Genomic DNA, 13,388 nt, shown 5'->3' with positions numbered 1-13,388 from the left:
CATGTGGATTGGTCGTCGGGTGCGGTGGAGTTGCTGACCGAGTCCCGGGAGTGGCCCGAGCCGCAGGGGCGTCCGCGTCGTGCGGGGGTGTCGTCATTCGGTATCAGTGGCACCAACGCACACGTCATCCTCGAACAAGCCCCCGACACCCCCGAGGAGGAGCCGCGAGAAGACGATGACCGAGGGAATTCCGCGTGGGTCCTCTCAGCCAAGACGAACGGCGCACTGCGCGCTCAGGCGGCTCATCTCCGTTCGTTCCTGCACCGGAACCCCGGAATGAAGGTCACGGATATCGGCTTTTCCTTGGCGACGACGAGGGAATTCTTCGATCGTCGTGCCGTGCTGGTGGCTGGCGACCGCGAAGGACTTCTGAAGGATCTGGACGCCTTGGCGCGGGGAGAGACGTCACCGCTGGTGGTGGAGGGATCGGTGGTCGAGGGTAAGACCGCGTTCTTGTTCTCGGGGCAGGGGTCGCAGCGCATCGGTATGGGCCGGGAGCTGTATGCCGCCTTTCCGGTGTTCGCGGAGGCGTTTGATGCGGTGTGTGAGCGGGTGGAGTTGCCGCTGAGGGATGTCGTCTTCGGTGACGACCAGGAGCGGCTCGATCGTACGGAGTTCGCGCAGCCGGCGTTGTTCGCTCTGGAAGTTGCGTTGTTCCGGTTGGTGGAGTCGTGGGGTGTGCGTCCGGATTTTGTGATGGGGCACTCTGTGGGTGAGTTGGTGGCGGCGCATGTGGCGGGTGTGTTGTCGTTGGAGGATGCGTGCCGGTTGGTGGTGGCGCGGGGCCGGTTGATGCAGGCGTTGCCTGCTGGTGGGGCGATGGTGGCGGTGGAGGCGTCGGAGGCGGAGGTGCGCGAATCCCTGACCGATGGCGTGGACATCGCGGCGGTCAACGGCCCTTCGTCCACGGTGATCTCGGGGGATGAGGCGTCGGTGGCGGCGCTGGCGTCGCTCTGGGAAGGGCGCGGTCGTCGGGTGAAGCGGCTTCGGGTGAGTCACGCCTTCCATTCGCCGTTGATGGAGCCGATGTTGGCGGAGTTCGGTGCGGTGGCCGAGTCGGTGACGTACGGCACCCCGGGCATCCCGGTCATATCGAACCTGACGGGCAGTGTTCAGGAGGATTTCGACGCCGGGTATTGGGTGCGGCATGTGCGTGAGGCGGTCCGTTTCCACGACGGCGTGCAGGCCCTGCGCGCGCAGGGTGTGCGCACGTATCTGGAGCTCGGCCCGGACGGCACCCTCTCCGCTCTCGCTCAGGACGACGCCGCCACCGCCGTCCCCACGCTCCGCAAGGACCGCCCCGAGTCCGAGTCGCTGCTCGCCGCTGTCGGGCTGCTGCACACCCGAGGCGCGGCCGCCATCGATTGGGCGGCCCTGTTCCCCGGCGCGCGGGCGGTCGAGCTGCCGACGTACGCCTTCCAGCGGCAGCGGTACTGGCTGGAGGAGGGTGCCGCCGGCACGGACGTGTCCGCCGCCGGTCTCGATCCGGCGGATCACCCCCTGCTGGGTGCCGCGGTACCGCTGTCCAGCGGTGACCAGTACGTCTTCACCGGGCGGCTGTCGGTCGGGACGCTTCCCTGGCTGGCCGATCACCGGGTTCTGGGGACGGTCCTGCTGCCGGGCACGGCCTTCGTCGAGCTGGCGGCACGTGCCGGACGGGAGGCCGGTTGCGGTCGCATCGAGGAGCTGACGCTGGAGACGCCGCTGACCGTTCCGGACACCGGTGGGGTGCGGTTGCAGGTGGTGGTCGGCGGGCCGGACGAGGCGGGGACTCGCCCGGTGGAGGTGTTCTCCCGCGAGGACGACGGTCCCACCGGGGTGCCGTGGACGCGCCACGCCGTGGGCGTGCTGACGCCAGGCGGAACACCCGCGCCCGCACCCTCCGGGGCCGGGCAGTGGCCGCCGGAGGACGCCGAACCGGTCGCGGTGGACGGCCTGTACGAGCACCTGTCCGAGCTCGGCTACGCCTACGGGCCGGTGTTCCAAGGGCTTCGCGCGGCCTGGCGGCGCGGTGACGAGCTCTTCGCCGACGTCGAACTGCCACCCGGCACGGATGCCGCGTCGTTCGGCCTGCACCCGGCGCTCCTGGACGCCGGCCTGCACGCGACCGCGCTCGCCCCGGCCGAACCGGCCGGGGAAGGGGGAGAGGCCGGGGACCCGGAGACGCGCACGGTGCGCCTGCCGTTCCAGTGGAACGGCGTCACCCTGCACGGCAGGGGTGCCTCGGCGCTCCGCGTCCGACTGGCTCGGCTGGGCGACGGCGCGGTGTCGCTGGAAGTGGCCGATGCCGGTGGTGCGCCGGTGGCGACGGTGGAGTCCCTGCTGGCCCGGGCGGTGCCGGTGGAACGGCTGGCGGCGGCGGGCCCGTCGCGGCACCACCCGGACGCGCTGTTCGGGGTGGACTGGACCGAGTGGCGGCTGCCCTCGGCTCCCCCCGTCACCGGCTGGTGGGGGGTGCTCGGCCCGGACGAGCTCGGCCTGACCGAGGCGCTGGCGGATGCCGGTGTCCTCGTGCGGGCCTGCTCCGGCCCGGACGGCACGGCCGAGGGGCAACCGGGCCTCGAAGCGCCGGACGTGGTGCTGGCCTCCATCGCCGCCCCTGCCGCCGCCTCCGCCGCCTTCGACACCAGTCCGGGGGGAGGTCCGGACGCAAGCCCGAACGCGACCATCAGCGCGGGTGACGCCCTGCGCGCCGCCGTACGCGACGTCACCCGCCGCGCGCTGCGGCTGCTGCAGGACTGGCTCGCCGACGAACGGCCGGCCGGCGCCCGGCTCGTCCTGGTGACCAGGGGAGCGGTGGCCGTCCGCCCCGAGGACGGCGCCGACGACCCAGCATCCGCCGCGCTGTGGGGCCTGATCCGGTCGGCACAGGCCGAACACCCGGAGCGCTTCGCCGTCCTGGACCTGGACGACGCCCACCTCTCCCGCCGCGCCCTGCCGCGGCTGGTCACCTCGCTGCTGGCGTCCGGCGAACCTCAGGCGGCGGTGCGGGACGGGGCCGCGTTCGTCCCCCGGCTGGTCCGGCTGCGGACGCCCGTACGGCCCGACGCGGAGACGACTCGGTGGGATCCGGCGGGGACGGTTCTGATCACCGGGGCCACCGGCACCCTGGGCGGCCTGGTCGCCCGGCACCTCGTCGCCGAGCACGGTGTCCGTCGGCTGCTCCTGGTCGGCCGACGGGGTGCGGCGGCACCCGGCATGCCCGAACTCGTCGAAGAACTGGCGGAATTGGGTGCCGAGGTCGAGGTCGAGGCGTGCGACGTGGCGGACCGCGCCGCACTCGCCGCGGTCCTCGCCGGGATTCCCGACGAGGCGCCGCTGACCGGGGTGGTGCACGCCGCCGGCGTGGTGGACGACGGGACGCTCCAGGCCCTGGACCCGGAGCGGTTCGACCGGGTGTTCCGCCCGAAGGCCGACGCCGCGCTCAACCTGCACGAGCTCACCGCGGGTCTGCCGCTCTCGGCGTTCGTCCTGTTCTCGTCCGCCGCCGGCACACTGGGTGCCGCCGGGCAGGCCAACTACGCGGCCGCCAACGCCTTCCTCGACGCCCTCGCCCAGTGGCGGAACCGGCGTGGACTGCCGGGGGTGTCCCTGGCGTGGGGGCTGTGGGCGGCGGACAGCGGGATCACCGGCGAGCTGTCCGACGCCGACCGCCGGCGGATGGGCCGGGCAGGGGTCGTGCCGCTCACCGACGACGAGGGGCGGCGGCTGTTCGACGCCGGACTCGCGACGGGCCGGGCGGTGACCGTACCGATCAGGCTGGACACGGCCGCCCTCCGGGCCCGTCCCGCGGGTGACCTCCCGCCGCTGTTCCACCGGCTCGTGCCGCCCACGGCGGCCGGTACGGGACCGGTGGAACCGGAGGTCCCGCTGGCGCGGCGACTGGCGGGGGCCTCGGCCGCGGAACGCGAGCGCCGGCTCACGGACTTCGTCCGCGCCCAGGCGGCCGCCGTGCTCGGGCACGCCTCCCCGGCGGCCGTCGACCCGGACCGGACCTTCGGCGAGCTGGGGTTCGACTCGCTGGCCGCCGTCGAGTTCCGCAACCGTCTCACCTCGGCCATCGGCCTGCCGTTGCCCGCCACGCTGATCTTCGACCGGCCCACCGTCTCCGTCCTGGTGGACTACCTGGCCGAACGGACCGTGTCCGACCACACCGCTTCCGTCCTGCCCCTGCTGGCGGAGTTGGACCGGATCGAGGAGGGCCTGGCCGGGCTCGCCGACGACGAACCGGCCCGGACGAGGCTCACGCTGCGGCTGCGCGAACTGCTGTCCGTGGTGGGTGAGGGGACGGACGGGGCGGACGCCACCGCTCCGGCGGCGGTCGCCGACCGGCTGGAGGCCGCCAGCGACGACGAGATCTTCGACTTCATCGATACGGAGCTGGGGGCGGGGTGAATCGCGGCCGCCCGCGCGCGGCCGAGCACCCCGGCCGGCACGAGCGGCCACGCGGAACAGAAGCACACAGGACCGGCACACACGGAACCGGCGCACAGAGAACCGACGCACACCGAACCGGCATACGCAGGACCGACACACGCAGGACCGACGGGTTCACCGTCCCGGGCGAGGAGCTGAAGGGCCGATGTCGAACGAGCAGAAGCTTCGGGACTACCTGAAGCGGGTCACCACCGATCTGCACCAGGCCAGGCAGCGCCTGCACGAGGTGGAGGCCAAGGACCGGGAGCCGATCGCGATCGTTGCCATGGCCTGCCGGTTCCCGGGCGACGTCCGGTCGCCCGAGGACCTGTGGCACCTGGTCACCGAGGAGACGGACGGCATCGGCCCGTTCCCCGAAGGCCGTGGCTGGGATGCCGACGCGCTGTTCGACCCCGACCCGGAGCGCCACGGGACGACGTACATCCGTGAGGGCGGCTTCCTCTACGACGCCGACCGGTTCGACGCCGGACTCTTCAGCATCAGCCCGCGCGAGGCACTCGCGATGGATCCGCAGCAGCGGCTCCTCCTGGAGACCGCCTGGGAGGTGTTCGAGCGGGCGGGCATCCCCGTCGCGTCGCTGAGGGGCAGCTCGACCGGGGTCTTCGCGGGGGTGATGTACCACGACTACGCTGCCCGCCTGCACTCCATACCCGACGGGCTCGAAGGGTTTCTCGGCAACGGCAGCTCGGGCAGTGTCGCCTCGGGGCGGCTGGCCTACACCTTCGGCCTGGAGGGCCCGGCCGTCACCCTCGACACCGCGTGCTCGTCGTCCCTGGTGGCCCTGCACCTCGCCTGCGAGGCGCTGCGGCGGGGGGATTGCCGGCTCGCGCTGGCCGGCGGCGTGACGGTGATGTCCACACCGGGGGCCTTCGTGGAGTTCAGCAGGCTGCGAGGGCTGGCCGCGGACGGCCGGTGCAAGTCCTTCGCCGCCTCCGCCGACGGCACCGGCTGGTCCGAGGGGGTCGGGCTGCTGCTGGTGGAACGGTTGTCCGACGCCCGCCGCAACGGACACCCGGTGCTCGCCGTCGTCCGCGGGACGGCGGTGAACCAGGACGGCGCCAGCAACGGGCTCACCGCTCCCAACGGCCCCTCGCAGGAGCGCCTGATCCGCCAGGCGTTGACCAACGCCGGGCTCGCCAGCGATCAAGTGGACGCCGTGGATGCCCACGGCACCGGGACGCCGCTGGGCGATCCCATCGAGGCGCAGGCCCTGCTCGCGACCTACGGCCGCGACCGCGATCCCGGACGACCGCTGTGGCTGGGGTCGTTGAAGTCCAACATCGGCCACACCCAGGCCGCGGCCGGCGCCGGCGGTGTGATCAAGATGGTCATGGCGATGCGCCACGGGAGGCTGCCCCGCACCCTCCACGTGGACGAGCCCACCCCCCGGGTCGACTGGTCGTCCGGGGCGGTGTCCCTGCTGACGGAGGCGGTGCCCTGGCCGGAGACGGGCCGGCCGCGCCGGGCCGCCGTGTCGTCGTTCGGGATCAGCGGTACCAACGCCCACGTGATCCTCGAGGAACCGGCCCCGGAGGCGGCTCCGGAACAGACCGCCCCACCCGTGGAGCCCGACGGGGCTGCGGCCGCCGCGCCGACCGTCCTGCCCTGGGTCGTCTCCGCCGGCAGCCGGGCGGCCCTGCGGGACCAGGCCGCCCGGCTGGCCGCCTTCTTGACCGGCGACGACGAGCCGGCCACGCTCCCCGGCCCCCTGGACACCGCCCACTCCCTGGACACCGCCTACTCCCTCGCGACCAGCCGCAGCCACCTCGCCCACCGCGCCGTCCTCTTCGGCCACGACACCGCCGAGATCGCCGCCACCCTGCGCGGCCTGGCCCGCACCGAACGCGGAGCCGTCGCCGGAACGGTGACCGGGGTGGCGGCGGGGACAGGGAAGCCGGTGTTCGTGTTCCCGGGTCAGGGTTCGCAGTGGGCGGGGATGGCGGTGGGGCTTCTTGATGAGGAGCCGGTGTTTGCTGCCCGGATTGCGGAGTGTGAGGCGGCGTTGGGGCCGTTTGTCGACTGGTCGTTGACGGGGGTGTTGCGGTCGGGGGTGGTGCCGGAGCGGGTGGACGTGGTGCAGCCGGTGCTGTGGGCGATGATGATCTCGCTCGCCGCGTTGTGGGAGTCGTACGGGGTACGCCCCGGGGCTGTGGTGGGGCATTCGCAGGGTGAGATCGCCGCTGCTTGTGTGGCGGGTGCGTTGTCGTTGGAGGATGGCGCTCGCGTCGTGGCGTTGCGTAGCCGTGCGTTGCTGGACATCGCCGGTGGTGGGGGCATGGTGTCGGTGGCGTTGGGGGCGGACGACGTGGTGCCGTTGCTGGTCGATGGCGTGGGGGTCGCGGCCGTCAACGGTCCGTTCTCGGTGGTGGTGTCCGGTGAGAGCGATGCGTTGGACGCTTTCGTGGCGCGCTGTGAGGCACAGGACGTGCGGGTACGCCGCATCCCCGTCGACTACGCCTCCCACTCGGCCCAGGTCGAGCGGATCGAGGAACGGCTGCTGCGCGACCTCGCCGGCGTCGAAGCCCGGCCCTCCCACGTGCCCTTCTTCTCCACCACCACAGGGGACTGGCTCGACGCCACCGCCCTGGACGCCGCGTACTGGTACCGCAACCTGCGGGAGACCGTCCGCTTCGCCACCGCCACCGAGGCCCTGCTCGACCGGGGATTCCGCACGTTCATCGAGGCCAGCCCGCACCCCGTGCTGGCCGTCGGGGTCCAGGAGAGCATCGACGCCGCCGGCGCGGAAGCCGCCGCGCTGGGCTCGCTCCGCCGCCACCAAGGCGGCATGGAACGCTTCCTGACCTCGGTCGCCGAGGCGCACGTGAACGGCGTGGACGTGGACTGGTCCCGGGCGTTCGCCGGCGCCCGGGCGCGCCGCGTCGACCTGCCCACCTACCCCTTCCAGCACCAGCGCTACTGGCTCGACGCCCCCGAACTCATGGGTGACGCGGACGGGTTCGGACTCGGCGGCACCGGGCACCCGATGCTGGGCGCGGTCCTCGCCCTGCCCGCCGGGGACAAGGTCGTGCTCACCGGCCGCCTCTCCCTCCGCTCGCACCCCTGGCTGGCCGACCACCGCGTCGGGGAGACGGCCTTGCTGCCGGGCACGGCCTTCGTCGAACTCGCCCTGCGCGCGGGCGACGAAGTGCACTGCGGCCGGCTCGACGAACTCACCCTTCAGGCCCCGCTGCTCCTCGGCGCACACGGAGGTGTCCTGCTACGCCTCACCGTGGACGGACCGGACAAGGACGGCCGCCACGCCGTCACCGTCTACTCCCGCCCCGAGGACGCCGGACAAGCCGAGACCGAGCTGTCGTGGACGCGGCACGCCACCGGTGTGCTGGCCCCCACCCCCTCGCCCGTCGGCTTCGACCTCACCGCCTGGCCGCCCGAGGGCGCCACACCGGTCGCCGTGGACAGCCTGTACGAGGAACTGGCCGGCCTCGGTCTGCACTACGGCCCGGTGTTCCACGGGCTCCGTGCCGCGTGGCGGCGAGGAGACGAGGTCTTCGCAGAGACCGCGCTGCCCGAGGGCGACGCGGCCGGTTTCGGGCTGCATCCCGCCCTGTTCGACGCCGCCCTGCACGCCTCCGGTCTCGTCCCCGGCGCGGCCGAGGGCGAGGGAGCGTACCTCCCGTTCTCCTGGACCGGCGTCGAACTCCACGCGGTGGGCGCCACCGCGCTCCGCGTCCGGCTGGCACCGGCGGTATCGGGCGGGGTGTCCCTGCTGGCTGCCGACGGCACCGGTCGGCCCGTCGCGTCGGTGGAGTCCCTGACCCTGCGCCCGCTCGCCACGGACGACCCGGCCCGCCAGCGGGCCCGCCCGGATGCCGGAGAATCGCTGTTCCGGGTGGACTGGACGGAACTGCCCGCACCGGACGCACCGCATGCACCGGACGGTGCGGCGGCGACCGTCGAGTACGTCACGGTCGGTCTCCCGGACGACTCGGACGGCCTGAACGACTCGGATGATTTGGGCAGCCCGGCCCGAGCGGCGCTCGCGGCGGGAGCCACTGCCGGCTTCCCCTCCCTCACGGCGCTGGCGGAGGCGGTCGCCGCCGGAACACCGGTTCCCTACTTGGTCCTCGCCCACCTGTCCGAGGACGACGACGCCGAGGACGGGCGGAGCAAACCGGCCGGCGACGGCGATGTCGACGCCGTCCACCGTGCCACCTGCCGAGCTCTGGAGCTGATCCAGAAGTGGCTGGCGGAGGACGCGTTCGCCGGTTCCCGGCTGGTCGTCGTCACCCGGGGCGGCGTGGCCGCCGACGACCGCGCCTCCGTGACCGACCTCGGAGCCGCCGCCGTCTGGGGCCTGGTGCGCTCGGCGCAGTCGGAGCACCCGGACCGGTTCGTCCTCGCCGACGTCGACGGCGATGCCGCCTCCTGGGCCGCGCTTCCGGCGGCCGTAGCCGCAGGTGAGCCGCAACTCGCCCTACGCGCAGGCCGGGTGCGGGTCCCGCGGCTGGCCCGGGCCGCCTCCGACGAGACACCGGCGCTGCCTCGCGGGACGACGTCCTGGCGGCTGGAGGCCACCGGACGCGGCACCCTGGACAAGCTGGCGTTCGTCGAGACCACCGCCGCCGACCGGCCGCTGGAGCCGGGACAGGTTCGGCTCGCCGTCCGCGCCGCAGGCATCAACTTCCGCGATGTCCTGCTCACTTTGGGCATGGTCGACCAGGAGGGCCTTGGCGGAGAAGCCGCCGGGTACGTCCTGGAAGTCGGCCCGGGGGTGGAGCGGTTCGCCCCCGGCGACCGGGTGTTCGGCATGTTCCCCGCGTCGATCGGCCCGGTGGCGGTGGCCGACGCGCGGATGCTGGCGAAGATGCCGCAGGGCTGGACCTTCGAGCAGGCCGCCTCCATCCCTGTGGTGTTCCTGACCGCGTATTACGGGTTGGTGGATCTGGCGTGCCTGGGTGCGGGTGAGTCGGTGTTGGTGCATGCGGCTGCTGGTGGTGTGGGGATGGCGGCGGTGCAGTTGGCCCGGCATTTGGGTGCGGAGGTGTGGGCTACGGCGAGTCCGGGGAAGTGGGATGTCCTGCGGGGGATGGGGATTGCCGACGAGCGCATCGCTTCGTCGCGGTCGTTGGAGTTCGGGGAGCGGTTCCTGGCGGCTACGGGTGGTCGTGGTGTGGATGTGGTGTTGAACTCCCTGGCCGGGGAGTTCGTGGATGCTTCGCTGCGGTTGCAGCCGCGCGGCGGCCGGTTCCTGGAGATGGGCAAGACCGACAAGCGCGACCCCGACGAAGTGGCCGCCCGCCACCCGGGCGTGCGGTACCGCGTCTACGACATCATGGAAGCCGGCGCGGACCGGATCGGCGAAATGTTGGCCGAACTGATGGAGTTGTTCGAGCGGGGTGTTCTCGAGCCGCTTCCGGTGACGGTGTGGGATGTGCGCCGGGCTCGGGAGGCGTTCCGTTTCATGAGTCAGGCGCGGCATGTGGGGAAGGTCGTGCTGACGCTTCCGGCGCCGCTGGACCCGGCGGGCGCGGTGCTGATCACGGGTGGGACGGGTGTGTTGGGTGCGTTGGTGGCCCGGCACCTGGTGACGGAACACGGGGTGCGTCGTCTCGTCCTCCTCAGCCGTCGTGGCCTGGAGGCGCCCGGTGCCGCGGAGCTGGTGGAGGAGTTGTCGGCTTTGGGGGCGGGGGAGGCCACCGTCGAGGCGTGTGATGCGTCCGACCGTGACGCCCTGGCGGCTGTGCTGGAGCGCGTACCGGATCTCACGGCCGTGGTGCATACGGCGGGTGTGCTGGACGATGGTCTCGTCGAGTCCTTGACTCCGGAGCGGTTGGAGGCGGTGTTGCGTCCGAAGGTGGACGCGGCGTGGAATCTGCACGAGCTGACCCTCGACCGTGACCTGTCGGCGTTCGTCCTCTTCTCCTCGGCCGCTGGTGTTCTGGGCGCTCCGGGTCAGGCCAACTATGCTGCCGCCAACGCCTACTTGGACGCTCTGGCTCAGCACCGTCGCGCGGCCGGTCTGCCCGCCCACTCCCTCGCCTGGGGGTTCTGGGAGGAGCGCAGCGACATGACCGCGCACCTCGACGACGCCGACGTCCGGCGCATGACGCGGGCCGGGCTGGCCCCTCTGTCCACCCGGGACGGCCTGGCGCTCCTCGACGCCGCCCTCGCCCACGACCGGGCGGTCCTGCTCCCCGTCCACCTGGACGTGGCCGCCGTCCGGGCCACCGGCGCCGTACCCGCGCTGCTCCAGGGCCTCGTGCGCACCCCCGTCCGCCGGGTCGCGGCGACGGCCGCCGATGCCGGACCCCAGGACGGGCCGGCCCTCCTCCGCAGGCTCATGGCGGCGGCCGAGCCCGAACGCCACCGGATCCTGCTGGACCTCGTGCGCACCGACGCCGCGAACGTCCTCGGGCACACCTCGCCCGAAACCGTGGAGCCCACCAAACCGTTCAAGGAGCTGGGCTTCGACTCGCTGACAGCGGTGGAACTGCGCAACCGGCTCAACGCGGCGACCGGCCTGCGGCTCCCCGCGACTCTCGTCTTCGACCACCCCACGGCCGGCGCGCTCGCCCGTCACCTCCGTGCCGAACTCCTCGGCGCCGAGGCCGAAGGGCCCGCCGTCCCCGTCGTGACGGTGGCCGATGACGAGCCGGTCGCCGTCATCGGCATGAGCTGCCGCCTGCCGGGGGACGTGGCGTCGCCGGACGACCTCTGGCGCCTGGTGGCCGAGGGCCGCGACGGGATGACGCCTTTCCCCGACGACCGCGGCTGGGACGTCGACTCGCTCTACCATCCCGACCCCGACCACCCGGGTACCTCGTACGTACGCGAGGGCGGATTCCTGCGTGGCGCCGGCGACTTCGACGCGGAGTTCTTCGGGATCAGCCCGCGCGAGGCGCTGGCGATGGACCCGCAGCAGCGGCTGCTGCTGGAGACCTCCTGGGAGGCGATCGAACGCGCGGGCATCGACCCGTCGTCGCTGTGGGGGAGCCGGACCGGAGTGTTCGCCGGGGTCAGCGGCCAGGAATACGCGGCCCTCGTCCAACAGGCGGCCGAGAGCACCGAGGGGTACCTGCTGACCGGCACCTCCGCGAGTGTGGTGTCGGGGCGGGTGGCGTATGTGTTCGGGCTGGAGGGCCCGGCGGTGACGGTGGACACGGCGTGTTCGTCATCCCTGGTGGCCCTGCATTTGGCGACCCAGTCCCTGCGGCGGGGCGAATGCTCCATGGCCCTCGTCGGTGGTGTCTCGCTGATGGCCACGCCGGGCGCCTTCGTGGAGTTCAGCCGGCAGCGGGGGCTGGCCGCCGACGGCCGGTGCAAGGCGTTCGCCGCTGCCGCGGACGGCACCGGCTGGGGTGAGGGCGCCGGAGTCCTCCTCGTCGAGCGGTTGTCGGATGCGCAACGGTTGGGGCATCGGGTGTTGGCGGTGGTGCGGGGTTCGGCGGTGAATCAGGATGGTGCGTCGAATGGGTTGACGGCGCCGAATGGTCCGTCGCAGCAGCGGGTGATTCGGGATGCGCTGGCTGGTGCGGGGTTGTCGCCGGGTGATGTGGATGTGGTGGAGGGGCATGGGACGGGGACGACGCTGGGCGATCCGATCGAGGCGCAGGCGCTGCTGGCCACCTACGGACAGGAACGGGACTGTGAACGTCCTTTGTGGTTGGGGTCTTTGAAGTCGAACATCGGTCATACGCAGGCGGCTGCGGGTGTGGCTGGTGTGATCAAGATGGTGATGGCGATGAGGCATGGGGTGTTGCCGCGGACGTTGCATGTGGATGAGCCGTCGCCGCATGTGGATTGGTCGTCGGGTGCGGTGGAGTTGCTGAGCGAGGCGCGGGAGTGGCCTGAGCAGGCGGGGCGTGTGCGTCGGGTGGGGGTGTCGTCGTTTGGGGTGAGTGGAACCAACGCGCATGTGGTGCTTGAGGAGGCTCCGGTTGAGGTGGTGCCTGAGCGTTCGGGGGTGGGGGCTGCTGGGGTTGGTGGGGGTGTGGTGCCGTGGGTGGTGTCGGCGCGGAGTGCTGGGGCGTTGCGGGAGGCTGCGGGGCGGTTGGTGTCGTGGGTGGAGGGTGCGGAGGGTCTGAGGGATGCGGTGGGTGTGGGGGATGTGGGGTGGTCGTTGGTGTCGTCGCGTGCGGTGTTGCCGTGGCGGGCTGTGGTGGTGGGGCGTGGTGTGGGGGATTTGGTTGGGGGTTTGGTGGGGGTGGCGGAGGGTTCGCCGGTTTCTGGTGTGGTGATGGGTGTGGCGGGTGTGGGGAAGCCGGTGTTCGTGTTTCCGGGGCAGGGTTCGCAGTGGGCGGGGATGGCGGTGGGGCTTCTTGATGAGGAGCCGGTGTTCGCCGCTCGGATTGCGGAGTGTGAGGCGGCGTTGGGGCCGTTTGTCGACTGGTCGTTGACGGGGGTGTTGCGGTCGGGGGTGGTGCCGGAGCGGGTGGATGTGGTGCAGCCGGTGCTGTGGGCGGTGATGGTGTCGTTGGCGGCGTTGTGGGAGTCGTACGGGGTGCGGCCTGGTGCTGTGGTGGGGCATTCGCAGGGTGAGATTGCCGCTGCTTGTGTGGCGGGTGTGTTGTCGTTGGAGGATGGGGCGCGCGTTGTGGCGTTGCGTAGCCGTGCGTTGCTGGATATCGCCGGTGGTGGGGGCATGGTGTCGGTGGCGTTGGCGGCGGACGACGTGGTGCCGTTGCTGCCTGATGGTGTGGGGGTGGCGGCGTTCAACGGGCCGGTCTCGACGGTGGTGTCGGGGGACGACGAGGCGCTGGAGCGGTTCCTCGCCCAGTGCGCCGAGCGGGACATACGGGCGCGTCGGATCCCCGTGGACTACGCCTCCCATTCGGCGCACGTGGAACGGATCCGCGATCGTGTTCTCGAGGATCTGTCCGGGATCGCCCCCGGCCTGTCGCGGGTGCCGTTCTTCTCGACGGTGACGGGGGAGTGGCTGGATGACACGTCGTCGATGGATGCGGCGTACTGGTACCGCAATCTGCGGGAGC

General features: G+C 72.3%; 2 protein-coding genes. Both read left to right on the top strand.

Features of this window, described 5'->3' with window-relative positions; all coding sequences use genetic code 11:
- Positions 1–3 precede the first annotated feature (3 nt).
- Positions 4–4,395: an SDR family NAD(P)-dependent oxidoreductase gene (locus ACH4PU_RS35905; protein WP_398282183.1), complete on the top strand. Its 4,392-nt coding sequence runs from the start codon at positions 4–6 to the stop codon at positions 4,393–4,395.
- Between the two features lie 187 nt (positions 4,396–4,582).
- On the top strand, positions 4,583–13,388 hold an 8,806-nt coding region (locus ACH4PU_RS35900; protein ID WP_398282180.1), incomplete at its 3' end, for an SDR family NAD(P)-dependent oxidoreductase.

This window comes from Streptomyces sp. NPDC021100 (assembly GCF_044333095.1).
In the GTDB taxonomy this organism is placed as follows: Bacteria; Actinomycetota; Actinomycetes; order Streptomycetales; family Streptomycetaceae; genus Streptomyces.
The sequence above is the reverse complement of the archived record's forward strand: the minus strand, read 5'-3'. Positions and strand labels throughout refer to the sequence as shown.